Annotated in this window: 19 protein-coding genes; 12 read left to right on the top strand and 7 right to left on the bottom strand. The window is 67.5% G+C overall.

Going from position 1 to position 14,977, the window contains the following annotated elements; all coding sequences use genetic code 11:
• Positions 1-37 precede the first annotated feature (37 nt).
• A complete protein-coding gene (locus LPA46_RS09590) occupies positions 38-865 on the top strand; it encodes a hypothetical protein (RefSeq protein ID WP_230892329.1) in 828 nt (275 codons plus the stop codon).
• Here LPA46_RS09590 and LPA46_RS09585 read toward each other — a convergent pair whose 3' ends face one another.
• Together LPA46_RS09585 and LPA46_RS09580 are read right to left on the bottom strand one after the other, a co-directional pair.
• Positions 866-1,327 carry a GNAT family N-acetyltransferase gene (locus tag LPA46_RS09585; protein ID WP_230892328.1) on the bottom strand — a complete coding sequence of 154 codons (462 nt, stop codon included), beginning with the start codon at positions 1,325-1,327 and terminating at the stop codon, positions 866-868.
• 33 nt (positions 1,328-1,360) lie between these two features.
• Positions 1,361-1,918 carry an NUDIX domain-containing protein gene (locus LPA46_RS09580; protein WP_230892327.1) on the bottom strand — a complete coding sequence of 186 codons (558 nt, stop codon included), beginning with the start codon at positions 1,916-1,918 and terminating at the stop codon, positions 1,361-1,363.
• Between the two features lie 147 nt (positions 1,919-2,065).
• Between LPA46_RS09580 and LPA46_RS09575 the strand changes: the two genes are divergently transcribed.
• Complete coding sequence (locus tag LPA46_RS09575) at positions 2,066-2,302, top strand: DUF1918 domain-containing protein (RefSeq protein WP_442908228.1); 237 nt, start codon at positions 2,066-2,068, stop codon at positions 2,300-2,302.
• A 51-nt stretch (positions 2,303-2,353) separates the two neighbouring features.
• Here the strand turns inward: LPA46_RS09575 and LPA46_RS09570 are convergent, their stop codons facing one another.
• Positions 2,354-3,595, bottom strand: a complete 1,242-nt coding sequence (locus tag LPA46_RS09570) for a sulfatase-like hydrolase/transferase (RefSeq protein WP_230892326.1) — start codon at positions 3,593-3,595, stop codon at positions 2,354-2,356.
• 2 nt (positions 3,596-3,597) lie between these two features.
• Positions 3,598-4,530 (bottom strand): hypothetical protein, encoded by a 933-nt coding sequence (locus LPA46_RS09565; protein ID WP_230892325.1) that lies wholly within the window; start codon positions 4,528-4,530, stop codon positions 3,598-3,600.
• 83 nt (positions 4,531-4,613) lie between these two features.
• On the opposite strand from LPA46_RS09565, the gene LPA46_RS09560 reads away from it, so the two are divergent.
• The 9 genes from LPA46_RS09560 (at position 4,614) to LPA46_RS09520 (ending at position 11,267) form a co-directional block, all read left to right on the top strand.
• The gene (locus LPA46_RS09560) at positions 4,614-5,705 is read left to right on the top strand and encodes a lysylphosphatidylglycerol synthase transmembrane domain-containing protein (protein ID WP_230892324.1); all 1,092 of its coding nucleotides are present in this window, start codon (positions 4,614-4,616) and stop codon (positions 5,703-5,705) included.
• Between the two features lie 63 nt (positions 5,706-5,768).
• Complete coding sequence (locus LPA46_RS09555; RefSeq protein ID WP_230892323.1) at positions 5,769-6,731, top strand: hypothetical protein; 963 nt, start codon at positions 5,769-5,771, stop codon at positions 6,729-6,731.
• Between the two features lie 36 nt (positions 6,732-6,767).
• On the top strand, positions 6,768-7,187 hold the full coding sequence (locus LPA46_RS09550; protein ID WP_230892322.1) for an RNA-binding protein: 420 nt from the start codon (positions 6,768-6,770) through the stop codon (positions 7,185-7,187).
• Positions 7,188-7,244: 57 nt separating this feature from the next.
• Entirely contained in the window at positions 7,245-7,853 is a 609-nt protein-coding gene (locus tag LPA46_RS09545; protein WP_230892365.1) for a trimeric intracellular cation channel family protein, read from the top strand.
• A 69-nt stretch (positions 7,854-7,922) separates the two neighbouring features.
• Entirely contained in the window at positions 7,923-8,627 is a 705-nt protein-coding gene (locus LPA46_RS09540; RefSeq protein WP_230892321.1) for an RNase P subunit p30 family protein, read from the top strand.
• Complete coding sequence (locus LPA46_RS09535; protein WP_230892320.1) at positions 8,611-9,213, top strand: class I SAM-dependent methyltransferase; 603 nt, start codon at positions 8,611-8,613, stop codon at positions 9,211-9,213. The genes LPA46_RS09540 and LPA46_RS09535 overlap by 17 nt, the downstream gene beginning before the upstream one ends.
• Positions 9,210-9,686, top strand: a complete 477-nt coding sequence (locus LPA46_RS09530) for an Rpp14/Pop5 family protein (protein WP_230892319.1) — start codon at positions 9,210-9,212, stop codon at positions 9,684-9,686. The genes LPA46_RS09535 and LPA46_RS09530 overlap by 4 nt, the downstream gene beginning before the upstream one ends.
• A gap of 2 nt (positions 9,687-9,688) precedes the next feature.
• A complete protein-coding gene (gene psmA, locus LPA46_RS09525; RefSeq protein WP_230892318.1) occupies positions 9,689-10,486 on the top strand; it encodes an archaeal proteasome endopeptidase complex subunit alpha in 798 nt (265 codons plus the stop codon).
• Positions 10,487-10,541: 55 nt separating this feature from the next.
• Positions 10,542-11,267 (top strand): ribosome assembly factor SBDS, encoded by a 726-nt coding sequence (locus LPA46_RS09520; RefSeq protein ID WP_230888892.1) that lies wholly within the window; start codon positions 10,542-10,544, stop codon positions 11,265-11,267.
• Between the two features lie 25 nt (positions 11,268-11,292).
• Here LPA46_RS09520 and LPA46_RS09515 read toward each other — a convergent pair whose 3' ends face one another.
• Positions 11,293-11,610 carry an FUN14 domain-containing protein gene (locus tag LPA46_RS09515; RefSeq protein ID WP_230892317.1) on the bottom strand — a complete coding sequence of 106 codons (318 nt, stop codon included), beginning with the start codon at positions 11,608-11,610 and terminating at the stop codon, positions 11,293-11,295.
• 103 nt (positions 11,611-11,713) lie between these two features.
• On the opposite strand from LPA46_RS09515, the gene hflX reads away from it, so the two are divergent.
• Positions 11,714-13,021, top strand: coding sequence for a GTPase HflX (hflX, locus tag LPA46_RS09510; protein ID WP_230892316.1), 1,308 nt, complete (start codon positions 11,714-11,716; stop codon positions 13,019-13,021).
• On the opposite strand, the gene moaC is transcribed toward hflX, so the two are convergent.
• Positions 13,018-13,515, bottom strand: a complete 498-nt coding sequence (moaC, locus tag LPA46_RS09505; RefSeq protein WP_230892315.1) for a cyclic pyranopterin monophosphate synthase MoaC — start codon at positions 13,513-13,515, stop codon at positions 13,018-13,020. The genes hflX and moaC overlap by 4 nt on opposite strands.
• Positions 13,508-14,944 carry an NAD(P)H-hydrate dehydratase gene (locus LPA46_RS09500; RefSeq protein ID WP_230892314.1) on the bottom strand — a complete coding sequence of 479 codons (1,437 nt, stop codon included), beginning with the start codon at positions 14,942-14,944 and terminating at the stop codon, positions 13,508-13,510. Before LPA46_RS09500 ends, moaC begins: the two co-directional genes overlap by 8 nt.
• Between the last annotated feature and the right edge of the window lie 33 nt (positions 14,945-14,977).

Below are 14,977 nucleotides of genomic sequence, written 5' to 3'. Positions count from 1 at the left end.
CGAACGACTTAGGCGGCCCGCCGGCCAACTCGCGTCCATGTACGGCGTCGTCACGCGGAACGCCGAGGAAGTCGAGTGGCCGGAGTTCGACCGCACGTTCTACGAGGTCAAAGACGTCACCGGCCGCCACACTGACCCGCTGGAGGACGCCGTCAGCATGGTGTCCTGCTTCGGGGACAACGCCACCGCCGGCACCGAACCCGACCTCGTGCCCGTCGACGACGAGGGCAACGAGGCCACCCGCGACCAGCCGTACTTCGACTGGTCGTACATCTGCCCGCTCGCCGAGGACTACCGCAACGGCCTCCTGACAGTCATCGAGACGTGCGCGGAGGTCAACGGCGACGTTCGCCTCGACGACGTTGGGTTCCCGCGCGGCGAGTACTGTCACTGCGAGCGCTGCGAGACCGCGTTCGCCGAATCCGAATTCGACGACTGGTACGACTGGCGCGCGAGCGTCATCACGGAGTTCGTCGCGGAGGCCGCCGACCGCATCCCCGGAACGACGTATCTCACCCTCTACCCCGACCCGTATCCGGGACACCTCTACGAGCGCGCGGGCCTCGACGTCGAGGCGCTCGCCGAGCACGTCGACGAGTTCGTCGTGCCGCTGTACGACACCAACTACGGCACGACGTACTGGCTGGAGACCATCGCCTCCGGCTTCGAGGACCTGCTCGACGCGCCGTTCAGCGTCGAACTGTACGCCGTCGACGTCGAGGTCGAGAATCTGGTTCACGCCACTGAGGTCGTCGAGGAGTACGCGGAGGGCGTGTTCTTCGGCTACGAGGCGAGCAACGCCCGCGCCACGCTCCGACGGATGGACGCCGAAGAGCGCGAGGGCAAGTCGTTCGGGCCCGAGTAGTCAGAGCCGCTGGCGGAGGCTGCGGAACTTCGGTTCGAAGCCGTGGTCCTCGTAGAACGCCATCGCGGCGTGGTTGTCGACGTGCACGGAGAGACTCGCGTACTCGCAGTCCCGTTCCCGTCCCCACGCCTTCATCCGGTCGAGCAGGCGGCCCGCGATACCCTCGCGGCGGCGTTCGGGAACGACGTAGAGGCCGTCGACGTAGCAGTTCTTTCCACGGGTGTACAGCGCCGGCGACGACGTGGCGCCGCCGGAGACGACACCGACGGGCTCGGGGTCGTACGCGACGAACATCGTGCGGTCGGCGTCGTCCAGCCACCGCGAGCAGTCCTCGTCGGCGACGACGTCCTCGTCGAGGTCGCTGAACGCGGGGTCGAGGGCTTCAGCCTCGCGGTACGCCGGCCGGAGTAGTCGGTCGGCGACGGCCGCCCGCTCGCTGTCCACCGGCACGCGTACGTCCATTATCGTGAGGAACGCGGACGGACGAGAAAAGCGCTACGAGAGTGCTCGCTCGCGCCAGCGCTGGAGGTCGCGGCGGTCGCGGGTGTCCTCGGGGAGGTCGGCGAACCAGGCGGCATCCGATATTTCTCCGTCCGGGTCCCGGACTTCGAGGTCGGTGTCGTCGGCGCACGCCTCGAAGACGGGGAGGACGCCCCACGCGGAGTAGCCGCTGGACTCGAAGGCGACCGAGGTCACCATCGCGAGGCCGTGGTAGGTAGCATCGACGCCGGCTTCCTCGGCGAGTTCGCGCTCGGCGGCCTCCCGGAACGTCTCGCCGTCGTCGACGCCGCCACCGGGGAGCACCCAGAGGTCGACGTCCTCGTGGCGCACCAGCACCACGTCGCCGTTATCCCGGTAGACGACTGTGTGCGCGCCGTAGGGCGCACCAGTGCGTTCGACGCGTTCTGCGAGCGTGCGGAAGCGCTCCCGGGAGACCGAGCGCCGCCGGTCGAACTCCAGAAAGTCGTCGTGGGTGTCGGTCAGCGCGTGGTAGGCGCGTTCGGCGCGCTGTTCGGCACGGCTCGCGAGATACCAGAGGTCATCGACTGGCATCGCAGTGCGGTGGCTGCAGGCGATTCAAGGACGCTGCGAGCGTGGCGAGAGCGAGGGTCATAGCCGGTCGTACGGCGGACACGCACGTTACCGTTTCGGAGGCGCGAAACCGGGTCGCTTTTGAATCGGCCGCGGAAACTTCGTGCCATGAGCTTCGAAGAAGACGACGAGGTCGTCCTCCACGACAAGCACAGCGAGTACGACGGCGAGACCGGCACCATCACGCAGGTCGTCGACACGATGTTCGGCGAGCCCAACTACACCGTCAGCTTCGACGACGGCCAGGAAGCCGGCGTGCCCGAGGACAACCTCGAACTCGCCGAGGACGACGAGAACGAGGAGGACCCCGACGAGGGCGAGGACGAAGAAGTCGACGACGCCTAACGCGACTTCGAACTTCGTTTTTCAGCCGTTCTCCGTCGACCAGCGGCCGCGTTAGAGGTAGCCGAGGTCTTCGAGGCGCTCGTTGATTTCCAGCATCTCGACGTCCGTCGGGTCGACGCCGCGCTCCGGTAGGCGTTCGCGGAGTTCGGCTTCGAGGTCGGGGTCGTCGGTGCGTTCGAGTTCTTGAGAGTTCGCCTCGATATCGTAGACGCCGGGCTCCCAGTCGCGCTCGGGGTATTCGACGTACTTGGCGTCGTCGTAGCGGACGGCGCGCGCCCAGTTGCGCTCACGGTGGAGGGACGCGCCACACGCACGCATGTACGCAACGCGGTCCTCGACGCCGGGTTTGATAGCGTCACCGTCCGTCTCGTGGTCGACACCCAGTGTGTCAAGCAGCGTCGGGAGGATGTCGATTTGCCGGACCTGGGCGTCCACGGTCGCGGGTTCGACGCCGGGGCCAGCGAGCACGAACGGAACGTTCGTCGTGAAGTCGAAGACGTTCTCGCCGTGCCCGTTCTCGATGAAGTGGTCGTCGACGTCGGGGCCGAACTGGTCGCAGTACTGGTTGATGCGTTCGACGACGCCGCGAGTGTCCACGCCGCCGTAGTACTTCACGGCGTCTCGCAGGGACTTCACGGCGAGCCGAATCGGATTGTTGCGGTGGGTGATGCTCTCGCCGTGGTCGCCGACGACCGCGACGACCGTGTCGTCAGGGACGGCGTCGACGAGCGCCTCGATTTCGCGGTCGAGCGCGGAGAATGCCCGGCCGTACGGCGTCTCGCCGTACTCCGAACTGTCGTACTCGCGGGGGACGTGGATGTCCTCGTGAATCTCCCAGAGGTGGACGAACGCTGCGAACGGTTCCGGGAGGTCGGTGAGCCTCTCGATTCCCTCCTCGCGCCAGTCGCTGAACATCGACTCGTCGCGGTCTCGGCACTCGTAGGTGTCGAACCCACGGTCGAGGCCGGTCTCGGGAACGAGCGGGCCGGTCGCCATCGCTTCGGTGTGGTAGCCGGCGTCGCCGAGGATTTCGGGCATCGAGTCGACGTCTCCGGATAGGCTGCCGCGGCGCAGCGACTGGATGCCGTTTCGCTCGCCGTACGCGCCGGTTAGCAGGCTCGCGACCGCGGGCGTGGTCGTGGTCGCGGTGGCGTACAGTTCGGTGCACTCCTGGCCCCGCTCGCGGAGGCCGTCGAGGAATGGCGTGTCGACGGCGTCCCGGTGCAGGAAGTCCTGTCGGAGGCAGTCCACCACGACCATCAGGAGGTTCGGGGAGTCGGTAGTGTCGTCCATAGTCAGGTTCGGTAGCCGAGGTCTTCGAGGCGTTCTTCGATGACGTCGCCACTCTCGCCAGTGTCGTCGTGGCCCGCGGCGCCGGGGTCGTGGCTGTGCGTGTCCGTCGCGGTCGTCTCGCACCACGGCACCTCGCGGAGGACGGGGAGGTCGACGCCACCCGGGTGGCCGTAGACGTGGTGCTCGCCGAACGCGTTGCCGTGGTCGGCGGTGACGACGACGCGCTCGGCGTCCAGATTCTCGAACAGCAGGGCGAGGTCGTCGAGGACGTACTCGAGGTTCTCGCGGTAGGTCTGCCAGGCGTCGGCCTCGCTGCGGCGGCCGAAGCGGAGGTCGTCCCAGATGGACATCTCGTCGTCGCCGAACTCGTCGAGTTCGACGCCCTCGCTGCGCTGCTCGCGCTCGAGGACCGAGGGGAAGTGAGGCTGCATGTAGTGGACGACCATGCGGTTGGCGGTCGTCTCGCGGCCGGTACGGATGGCGGCGTCCGTCACGGGTCGCGGCGGAATCGTGCCGAGGTCGTCGTCCCACGCGTACCGCCACACCTCGTCGACGGTGTGGAAGCGGTCGTGGTCGATTTTCGACGCGGAGTAGGGGTTGCCGGTGACGTACGCGAGGTCTGCGAGTGCGTCGTCGCTGGCGCCGCCGAACACCGTCTCCAGCCACTCGACGGAGGAACTGGCGGGCGACGTCCGCGACCCCGGCTCCGTGGGGAGGAAGTCGTAGTCGGCGTCCGCGGCGACTTCCGCGAAGAGGTCCGCGCGGCACGCGTCCAGGACGACGAGGACGTCCCAGTGGGCGTCGAGCACGGGGTCCGGGTCGGTGGTCGATTGCAACGAGTACGCCACCAGCGACGCGAGTTCTCGGACGGCGTCGATGCCGCGGTAGCGGAGGTTACGGGCGACGTTGGCCGCCTGAGCGGGCACGTCAACCATGGGCGGATACGGAGGTCTTCTCGTACATTTCCGGGAGAGGTACTCGGTGACTCGGTTGTGACGGGCGGAGAAAAAACCTCCTATTGGCGGGGCAGTCGGACGCGGCGACCGCCAGTACGGGATTCGATGGATTGATTCACGCCCGCCCGCCACTCGGAGGCGTGCAGCGAGAGGACCTGCTGGCGACGGCAGCCGGACTCGTGGGCGCAGCCCTCGTGTTCGCGGTCATGTTCTGGGTCGTAGACGCCCGCGAGGTGCTCGCAGCGGCCAGCCGCGCGGATCCGGTGTTGCTCGCGGCCGTCGCGGGTGTGATACTGTTGTGGAACGCGTCGTGGGGGCTGGCACTCTGGAACGTCCTGCGCGCGCTCGACATCCGCATCCCCGTCCGCACGGCGCTCCTCGTGAACGCTGCCGGTGCGTTCGCCAACCACGTCACGCCATTCGGGCAGGCGGGCGGCGAGCCCGTGACGGCGTGGCTGCTCTCACAGACCGCCGGCACCGACTACGAGGTGAGTCTCGCGTCCATCACCAGCCTCGACGCCATCAACGTCGTGCCGTCGCTGGCGTTCGCCGCAGTCGGCTCGCTCTACTACGTCACCACCGAGACCGACGGCGAACTCGGGCTCTTGCCGCTCGCCGTGATTGGGGCGGCAATCGTCCTCCCAATCGTCGCGGCGCTCGTGTGGCGCTATCGAACGACCATACGCGGCCGTGCAGGCGGGACGGTCGCGGCGGTCGTCCACCGCGTCGTCGGCGCGATTCCACGCGTCTCCCTGCCCGACGCCGAAACCGTCGCCGAGCGCATCACCGGGTTCACGAACGCGGTCGGCCGCGTCGCGGTCTCCCGGGAACGGCTCGTTGCCGCCCTCGGCTGCTCGGCGCTCGGGTGGGCGCTCCAGGCGTTCGCCCTCTGGGTGACGTTCATCGCGCTCGACTCGTTCGTCCCCCTCTACGTCCCCTTCTTCGTCCTCCCGCTGGGGAAGGTCGGGTCAGTGCTCCCGACGCCCGGCGGCCTCGGTGGAACGGAAGCCATCAACGTCACGCTACTCACGCTGCTGACGGCTGTGAGCGCGCCGACCATCGCAGCCGTCGTCACGATTCACAGCGTCGGCGGCTACCTGTTGACGACGACCGTCGGCGCTGCCGCCACCAGCGCGCTCGGCGTGCGCGCTTGAGTCGCCTCGTTCGGAGTGATTTATACCGCTCGCGCCCCGAGAAACGCGCATCGTGACTTCGTCATGAGTGGACGGCCACCGAAAGTCGCCGTCGCGCACTACTGCGAGGGCGCCGGCCACGCAACCCGCATGCTGGCAGTCGTCGAAGAGCTGGAGGCTGCCGGCTACGAGACGGTCATCGCGGGTGGTGGCCCCGGCACGAAATTCGTCGAAGCCAACGGCTACACCGAATTCGAACCGACCGTCGTGGATTTCGTCGACGACCTCCAGGACGGGAGTCTCCTCGACGTCGCCCGGAACAGCGTTCCCGCGCTCTACGAGCGCATCCAGCAGTACCGCGCGTGGTTCGACGACGAAACTCCCGCACTGCTCGTGACGGACGACATTGCTGCGGCGATTGCGGCATCCCTGCACGGCCAGCGCTACGTCTACATCTCGCACGACCCCTCCGCGTTCTACACGTCCGCCGTCGAACGCGTCGGCGCGTGGGTCCGCAACCGCATCGCGGGCCGCGGTGCCGAGCAGTTCCTGCTCCCGAAAGTCTGGGCCGACGAGCCGACAATTGGGGGTGCCGACGACGTGCCGCCGATGGCACCCGCCGGCGACGCACCGGACGAGGACGTCGACGTGCTCGTGGTGCCGAGCGAGTTCAGCGTCGACCCCGACCGGCTCGCGGACGCGCTGGAGGCGCAAGGACGGGACGTGACGCTCGTCGGCGGCGACGACTGGGAACTCCAGGAGTCCCTGCAGCCGTTCATCGCGGGTGCGAACCTCGTCATCTGTAGCGGCTACTCCACGGTGATGGAGGCCGCGGTTGCCGGCACGCCCTGCATCGTCTTACCGGCAACTTCCGAACAGCGCGGCGTCGTCGACGCGCTCGCGGACACCCCCGGCTTCTACGCCGCGGACTCGATTGCGGGCGTCGAAGCGCTCCTCGACACGGTCGAAGCGCCCCAGCCACGCGAGAACGGCGCGAAACGCGTCGCGGAAATCGCTGCGACGTACCTCCCGGACAGCCCGCAGTAGCGACGTTTTTACCGCCGCGGCCGCTACCGCTACGTAATGAGTGAGGTTCCGTTCCACTACGTCGACCTCCGTGCGTTCTGCTACGGCACGGAGGACGAGGTTCGCGTCGCCGACGCGCTCGGCCACTTCCTCCCCGAGGAGGTCGAACTCGAACGCGCCGAGAGCGCAGGCCACCTCGGCGACCGCATCGTCGTGCTCTCCGCGCGCGTCGAACGTGCCGACGAGATGCGCCACGTGCTCGGTCAACTCCGGGACGGCGCGGACATCGAGCGCATCCGGGAGGAACTCGACCAGCGCGTCGACGACAACTGCTCGCTGTTCGTCCACCTCGACAAACAGGAGGCGTTCCTCGGCGACGCCCAACTGGGCGACGGCATCGCGCTCCGCGCGAAAGTCGAAGCCTACCCCGCGAAGAAGGAAGCCGCCGTCGAGAATGCCCGCGAAGCGCTATCGTAGTCGAGAACAGTGATTGAGGACGTCGTCGCGACGCTGTTCGGCGACCCGTTCGCCGTGATGAACACCGTCGGGCTGGTTGCGTTCGCGCTAGTCGGGGCCTCGAAGGCGATTCGCGAGGAGTTCGACGTATTCGGTATCGTCATCGTCGGGCTGGCGATGGCGTTCGCCGGTGGCGCGACGCGCGACCTCCTCGTGGCACGAGTTCCGCTGGCGCTCCAGTCGCCACTCGAAGTCAGTCTGGGATTGCTCGGGGTCGGCCTGGCCATCGCACTGAGCGTCGGGCTGTCGTCGCCGGATACCCATCCAGTCACGCTGGTCTCGGACGCTGTCGGGCTCGGTGCGTTCGCCACGACGGGTGCCATCGTCGCGACCGACGCCGGCGTTTCGGCGTTCGGTGTCGTCGCGATTGCGACGATAAACGCCGTCGGCGGCGGAGCGTTTGCGGACATCCTCCTCGATAGAGCACCGTTCATCCTCTTCGAGGACTTCTACGCGAGCTGTGCCGTGCTCGGGGGAGTTGCGTACTGGACTGCGGGAACACTCGGTGCGACCGGGAGTACGGCTGCCGTCGCGTGTGCGGTTGTGACCGTCGGAACCCGATTAGTTGCAGTCGTGTACGACTGGCACCTCCCGACGGTCCAGAACTTCCGACGGTTCAGTGGGTGACCGCCGTTCGTCCTGGAGACGCGACGGCGAACGCACGCGTTTTTACGGACCGACGACGAACGGACTGTCGTGTACGAGGCCGTTCACGCCCACCCGGGCGGCGACAGCACGGTCGCGCGGTTCGCCGCGACAGCCGCTAGCGTCGGCTACGACGGCGTCGTCGTGCGGAGTCGGTCGGACGCCCGGCCGGACGTCGACCACGAAGCCGTCGCCGAGGAGTACGGCATCGACGTGGTGTCGGGCGTCGAACTCGACGCGGAGAACACGTCGCAGGCCAGCGGCGCCATCGCGAACCTCCGCGAGCAGGCGACCGTATTGGTCGCGCGCGGCGGCACGCCGGAGTTGAACCGGTTCGTTGCCGAATCGCAGCGCGTGGACGTGCTCGCCGGACCGATGCGGGGACGCGGCGACGTCAACCACGTCGTCGTGAAGGCGGCCGAGCGGAACGCGGTTCATCTGGAGTTCGACTTCTCGCGGGTGCTGCGCGCGAGCGGCGGGGAGCGCGTCCAGGCGTTGCGTGGGCTACGGAAGCTCCGCGAGCTCGTCGACCACTACGACGCGCCGTACGTCGTCAGCGTCGACCCCGAGTCCCACCTACAACTGCGCGCGCCCCGCGAACTGCTCGCCGTCGGCGAAGAGATTGGGTTCAACCGCGACCAGATTCGGACCGGGTTGGAGGCGTGGGGCGAGCTGGCGGAGCGCAACCGCCACCGGATGTCCGAGGACTTCATCACGTCGGGAGTCGAACGCGGCAGGTATGAAGAAGACAGTTGAGGAGCACGCCGCGCGTTTCGACGACCTCGCGGCCGACTACGACGAGGAGAAGTCCGTGGAGTACAACGAGTGCGTCGCGCTCGTCCTCGAACACGCGAACCCCGACAGCGACGACACCGTCCTCGACTTGGGCTGTGGGACGGGAGCCATCGCGCTCGGGCTGGCCGAGGAAGCGGGCCACGTCGTCGGCCGCGACATCAGCGAGGGAATGATGGACGAGGCGCGCCGGAAGGCCGACGAGCGCGGCCTCGACAACGTCGAATTCGGACAGGGGCAGTTCCGCGAGCCGAACTACGACGGCGAGGTCGACGTCGTGACCTCGAATTTCGCGATGCACCACCTCAGCGACGAGGAGAAGCGCGAAGCCATCTCGGTCATCGCCGGTCTCGGCCCGCGGCGAATCGTGCTCGGGGACGTGATGTTCTTCGGGGAGCCCGACCCAAAGGAGCCGTTCTACAGCCCCGAGGTCGACGACCCGGCGACAGTCGGCGTGCTCGTGGACGCGTTCACGGACGAGGGGTACGCAGTCACGGCCGTCGAGATGGTTCACGAGCAGGTTGGCGTGCTCGTCGCCGAACGCCCGTGAAACACCTCCCGAAACACCTCCGGCCGCGGTGGCGGTACCTCGCCGTCGAGCTGGAGGCGTGGCCCGACGCGGACGTCTCGCAGGGGGACTTCCAGCGCAGCGTCTGGTTCGCCGCGCAGAATCTCTACGGGGACACGGGGAGCGCGGACGCCGACCTGCGCGTGCTGCAGTTCTCCTTCGAGGACGGCAGCGGGGAGGCACTGGTGCGCGTGCGCCACGGCGAAGTCGAGCGCGGGCGAGCGGCGCTGGCGTGCGTCGACGACGTTCGCGACGACCCCGTCAGGGTGGCGGTACGCGGCGTCTCCGGCACGATACGGGCCGCTGAAGAAAAGTATTTAGGACGGCCGGGTGAATCCGCAGCCGAAGCCAGCGTCGCGTTCGCGGGCGAGACCCGTCCGGCAGTCCGCCGAGGTGACCTCGTCGACGTCGACTCCGAGGGCGGGTACGTGGGCGCGACGGACCTCGACTGCTAACCATGCAAGGACAGAACCAACAGCAGGCCTACGACCGCGGTATCACCATCTTCTCGCCGGACGGCCGCCTCTATCAGGTGGAGTACGCCCGAGAGGCAGTCAAGCGAGGGACGCCCAGCATCGGCGTCCGAACGGACGGCGGCGTCGTCCTCCTCGTGGACAAGCGCATCAGCTCGCCGCTGATGGAGGAAGCGTCCGTCGAGAAAATCCACAAGGCCGACAACCACATCGGCATCGCGAGCGCCGGTCACGTCGCCGACGCCCGCCAACTCATCGACTTCGCGCGCCGCGACGCCCAGGTCGAGCGCGTACGCTACGACCAGCCCATCGGCGTGGAGACGCTGACGAAGGACATCACCGACCACATCCAGCAGTACACGCAGGTCGGCGGTGCGCGCCCGTTCGGTGTCGCGTTGCTCATCGGCGGCGTCACGGACGGCGAACCTCGCCTCTTCGAGACGGACCCCTCGGGGACACCCTACGAGTGGAAGGCCATCGCAATCGGCGAGGACCGGTCGACAGTGCAGGGCTACCTCGAAGACCACTACGACGAGTCGCTCCCCCTCGACGAGGGCGTCGAACTCGCGCTCCGAGCGCTCGGCGAGATTCGGGAGTCGCTGCAGCCCGAGGGTGTCGGCGTCGCGACCATCGACGCGGAGACTGGGGCGTTCATCGAACTGTCGGACGACGAAATCCGAGAGTACCTCGCCGAACACGACTTGCTCGGCGGCGAAAGCGAGGACGGCGATGCGAGCGCAGACGGTGACAGCACGGACGGCGACGGCTCCGACGAGGAGTAGCCGCGTCGCCCTGATGGGAAAAGGTCTTTTAAGTATACCCGTCGAACCCACACGTATGATATCACTCGACGAGGCGGTGACCGCGCGCCTCGAAACACACGGGGAACGATTCGAAGTGCTCGTCGACCCGGACGCCGCGCTCGCGATGAAGCGCGGCGAGTTCGAGGGCGAACTCGAGGACGTCATCGCGGCCCGCGACGTCTTCGAGAACGCCTCCCGCGGGGACCGACCTGCCGAAGAGGATTTAGAGGAAGTGTTCGGGACGACCGAGCCGATGGAGATTATCCCCGAAGTCATCGAGCGCGGGGAGATTCAGATTACCGCCGAGCAGCGCGCGGAGATGCAGGAGCAGAAGCGCCGCAAGCTCATCAACATCATCACGCGAAACGCGGTGAACCCGCAGATGGACAACGCGCCGCACCCGCCCGAGCGCATCGAGACCGCGCTCGAAGAAGCCGGGTTCACGGTCGACCCGATGGAGCCCGCCGAGAGCCAGGTCGACGACGCGCTCGACGCGCTCCGCCCCGTGATTCCGATTCGCTTCGAGGAGGTCACGGTCGCGGTGAACCTGCCGCCGGACTACGCGGGCAGCGGGCAGGCCAAAATTCGGGAATTCGGCGAACTCGACCGCGAGGAGTGGCAGGCCGACGGCTCGTGGGTCGGCGTGCTGACCTTCCCCGCGGGAATGCAGAACGACTTCTACGACCTCGTCAACGAGGTTTCGGAGGGCGAAGGCGAGACGACAATCGTCAAGGAGAAAGGCGAACTCGGGACGCGCTGAGCGGTTCGACGCGGCGATTTCGGCGTTACCCTTTCTTGAAGCCGACGAGGAACCCACCGGTGAAGCCGGCGCTGACCGACAGCGTCGAGAGGATGGTGTTCACCCACGACGGCGGGGCGGCACCATTGGCAGCCTGCGTGATGTCGAGCATTCCGCCAGTGAGGCGGTCCCAGTCGACGGTGAGGATGCCTCGTGATTCGAGGAATTTGAACAGCGCGAGTTCGAGACCGACGATGACCGCGATGAGCTTCGCGACCTTCTTCGCGGCGAAGCCGATGATGGCGCCGATGCCAGCGCCACCCCCGAACTCCAGGCCGAGGGTCGTGAGATTGATGTCCGGCATGGTCGCTCATCCGCGAGCGACCGGTAAGTCTCTTTTGTCAGACGCACTGACGACACCGGGCGCGCCCGGGGCTTAAGTAGCACGGGCACCTACTACGTGACAAGTGACCGGAACAACGACGAAAACGGCGGTCGTCGCCAAGCGTGTCGACGAGGGCACGCCCGACACCGCCGAAATCAGGGACCTCGTCCGCGCCGCGGGCTACGACGTCGGCGGCGAAGTGACGCAGACGCGTACGGCCGACCCGGCCCTCCAACTCGGGGAGGGGAAGGTTGAGGAACTCGCAGCGGTCGTCGAGGAGACGGACGCCGAGCGAGTCGTCTTCGACAACCGGCTCGGCCCCTACCAGACGTACAACCTCGGCAAGCAGCTCCCCGAGAACACGGAAGTGGTGGACCGCTTCCGGCTCATCCTCGACATCTTCGGACAGCGCGCCCGCACCCGGAAGGCGCAACTGCAGGTCGAACTCGCAGAGCTGCGCTACGAGCTGCCGCGCGCGGAAGCGAAGACGAGTCTCGCGAAGCGCGACGAACGCCCCGGCTTCATGGGGCTCGGGGAGTACGACGAGAGCCGCGAGCAGGACATCAAAGCCCAGATTAGCCGCATCCGGGACGAGCTCGCGAGCATCGAGAAGACCGAACAGCAGCGCCGCGAGACGCGCCGCGAGTCCGGCTTCGAATTGGTGGCGCTGGCGGGCTACACGAACGCCGGGAAGTCGACGCTGCTGCGCCGCCTCGCGGACGATCTCGACATCGACGAGAACGAAGAACTCCACCCGGACCTCGACACTACAGCGGAGTCCCAGAACCAGCTGTTCACGACGCTGGGGACGACGACGCGGCGGCTGGACATGGACCGCCGGGACGTGCTGTTGACGGACACGGTTGGATTCATCAGCGACCTCCCGCACTGGCTCGTGGAGTCGTTCAAATCCACGCTCGAATCCGTCTACCAGGCGGACCTCGTGTTGCTCGTGGTCGACGCCAGCGAGTCCATCGACGAGATTCGCGAGAAGCTCGTGACGAGCCACGACACGCTCTACGAGCGCAACGAAGCGCCCATCGTCACCGTGTTCAACAAGGTGGACAAGGTCGACGACGACGAACTCGCGGAGAAGCAGGAGGCGCTGTCCGCGCTCGCGCCGAACCCAATCGCGGTCAGCGGCCGCGACGGTATCAACGTGGACGCGCTGCGCGCCCGCATCGACGCCGAGTTGCCGCCTCGGGAGCGCGAGACGCTGGTGCTCCCGATGACCGACGAGACGATGAGCGTGGTGTCGTGGGTCCACGACCACGCGTACGTCCGCGACGTCGACTACGGCGACGAACAGGTCGTCGTCGACTTCGAGGCGCTCCCGACGGTCGTCGAGAAGTCGCGCGCGAAGGCCAGCGACCTCGTCGCACAAGCCTAGAGTTCTCGTTTCTCCTTTCGGACCACTTCCACGCCCTCGATAGCCGTGCCCGGGTACTGCCCCTCGTCGTCTTTCTCCGCGGCCTTCACCATGTCCCAGACGACGTTCAAGCCGGTCGTCACTCCCTCCAAGGCTTCCATCTCGCAGCCGGTCTTCCCGGTCGTCTCGACAGCGACTTCGAGGACGACCCGGTCCTCGCGCACGTCGAAGTCCGTCTCGACGTTCGTAATGGGAATCTGGTGGCACATCGGAATCGTCTCCCACGTGTGCTTGACTGCCTGGACGGCGCCGACGCGCGCGGTCGCGAGCACGTCGCCCTTCCCGATTTCGTCGCCGCGAATCGCCTCGACGGTCGATTCGGAGAGCTGAATTTCGCCGCGCGCGACCGCCCGGCGAGCGGTGTCCGGCTTGTCCCCGACGTCGACCATCTGCACGTCGCCCTCCTCCGTGGTGTGCGTGAGTTCGTCTTGAGAGTTCTCAGGCGCATCAGTCATCACGACCACCCCACAGCGCCGCGGGCAGCGCATCCAGGAGGTCGGTGGCGAGCAGGCCGTAGCCGTGCTCGTCGACCACCTGGTCGCCGGCGTCGCCGTTTGCGTACGCGCTGATACTCGCAGCGGGAACGGGGTCGAGCGTGGAGAACATCGCGGCCGTGGCGCCCGCGAGCACGTCACCGGTGCCTCCGACGGTCATTCCCGGATTCCCGGTGCGGTTGACGCGCGTCGTCTCGCCGTTCGAGACCACGTCGTACGCGCCCTTCACGAGCAGCGTCTGCCCGAGGTCGGCGGCGAAGTCCTCAACCGCCCCGGCCCGGGCACGCCAGTCGTCTTCTGCTGGTCCCCCCATTTTCTGGAGTTCTCCTTGGTGTGGCGTGCAAACGAGGTCCGCGTCGGTGTCGACGTCGGGGACGGCCTGGAGCGCGTCGGCGTCGACGACTGCGCGGCCGTCGTAGGTGGCGAGGAACTGCCGGACTGCTGCGAGCGTGTCGTCCGAATCTCCGAGGCCCGGTCCCAGGACGACCACGTCGACGTCCGCGGCGCGGTCCAGAATCTCGTCGACGTGCTCGGGGAGCAGGCGTGTCCCGACGTAGGAGTCCACGATGAGGTTCTCGCTGTACCCCTGGACGGTCTCGGCGATGCTGTCGGGGACCGCGAGGTACGCGAGATCCGCGCCAGCCCGTAGTGTGGCCTGCGCGCTCAGCGCGGGCGCGCCGGTGTAGGGGCCGCCACCGACGACGAGCACGCGCCCGAAGTCGCCCTTGTGGGCGTGCGGGTCGCGTTCGAGCTGCTGGAGGTCGCCCGGCCCGACGAACAGTTCCGCGGCTTCTGGAATACCGATGTCTGCAACCGTAACGTCCTCCCGGTCCACGAGTGCGGGCTTCACGTCGTGGAACGTCACTACGTGGTCGGCGTCGACGGCGACGCCCGGCGTCTCGCCCGTGTCGGCGTTCATTCCAGAGGGAACGTCCACCGCGACGACGGGCGCGTCCACGTCGTTGATGGCTTCGATAGCGGAGGCTTCGGGTTCGCGGGGCGCGCCCGAGACGCCAGTACCGAGCACGGCGTCCACGACGACGTCCGGGTCGCCGAGGGTCAGCGCTTTCGAGTCTTTCACGACCTCCGTGGGGAGTTCGGCTTGCTGGAGCGCGTCCCAGTTCTCCCGGCTGATGTCCGTCGTGATGGTTTCGGGTCGCCCGAGCAGGTGGACGGTGACGTCGTACTCGCTGAGGAATCTGGCTGCGACGAACGCGTCCCCACCGTTGTTCCCGCGGCCCGCGACGACGGCGACGGTCGCGCCCACATCGGCGGTTTCGCGGACGGCGCGCGCGACGGCGTTCCCACTGGACTCCATCAACTGCTTGCGCGGCACGCCGACCGCCGCCGCATTCCGGTCGACGGCGGCCATCCGCTCGCTGGTAATCATGGCTGCACGTTCAGCGGGGACCGCCGTAAAAAC

Source organism: Halobacterium sp. KA-6 (assembly GCF_021029015.1).
In the GTDB taxonomy this organism is placed as follows: domain Archaea; phylum Halobacteriota; class Halobacteria; order Halobacteriales; family Halobacteriaceae; genus Halobacterium.
Note: the sequence above shows the minus strand (reverse complement) of the source record. Positions and strands in the feature narration are given on the sequence as shown.

Bases quoted from the DNA above. Each gene is read 5' to 3' on its own strand.
- psmA (WP_230892318.1), top strand. From the start codon at position 9,689: ATGCAAGGACAGAACCAACAGCAGGCCTACGACCGCGGTATCACCATC.
- moaC (WP_230892315.1), bottom strand. From the start codon at position 13,515: ATGACTGATGCGCCTGAGAACTCTCAAGACGAACTCACGCACACCACG.
- LPA46_RS09570 (WP_230892326.1), bottom strand. From the start codon at position 3,595: ATGGACGACACTACCGACTCCCCGAACCTCCTGATGGTCGTGGTGGAC.
- LPA46_RS09545 (WP_230892365.1), top strand. From the start codon at position 7,245: ATGAACACCGTCGGGCTGGTTGCGTTCGCGCTAGTCGGGGCCTCGAAG.
- LPA46_RS09550 (WP_230892322.1), top strand. From the start codon at position 6,768: ATGAGTGAGGTTCCGTTCCACTACGTCGACCTCCGTGCGTTCTGCTAC.
- LPA46_RS09585 (WP_230892328.1), bottom strand. From the start codon at position 1,327: ATGGACGTACGCGTGCCGGTGGACAGCGAGCGGGCGGCCGTCGCCGAC.
- LPA46_RS09535 (WP_230892320.1), top strand. From the start codon at position 8,611: ATGAAGAAGACAGTTGAGGAGCACGCCGCGCGTTTCGACGACCTCGCG.
- LPA46_RS09580 (WP_230892327.1), bottom strand. From the start codon at position 1,918: ATGCCAGTCGATGACCTCTGGTATCTCGCGAGCCGTGCCGAACAGCGC.
- LPA46_RS09590 (WP_230892329.1), top strand. From the start codon at position 38: ATGTACGGCGTCGTCACGCGGAACGCCGAGGAAGTCGAGTGGCCGGAG.
- LPA46_RS09565 (WP_230892325.1), bottom strand. From the start codon at position 4,530: ATGGTTGACGTGCCCGCTCAGGCGGCCAACGTCGCCCGTAACCTCCGC.
- LPA46_RS09500 (WP_230892314.1), bottom strand. From the start codon at position 14,944: ATGATTACCAGCGAGCGGATGGCCGCCGTCGACCGGAATGCGGCGGCG.
- LPA46_RS09555 (WP_230892323.1), top strand. From the start codon at position 5,769: ATGAGTGGACGGCCACCGAAAGTCGCCGTCGCGCACTACTGCGAGGGC.
- LPA46_RS09575 (WP_442908228.1), top strand. From the start codon at position 2,066: ATGAGCTTCGAAGAAGACGACGAGGTCGTCCTCCACGACAAGCACAGC.
- LPA46_RS09515 (WP_230892317.1), bottom strand. From the start codon at position 11,610: ATGCCGGACATCAATCTCACGACCCTCGGCCTGGAGTTCGGGGGTGGC.
- LPA46_RS09520 (WP_230888892.1), top strand. From the start codon at position 10,542: ATGATATCACTCGACGAGGCGGTGACCGCGCGCCTCGAAACACACGGG.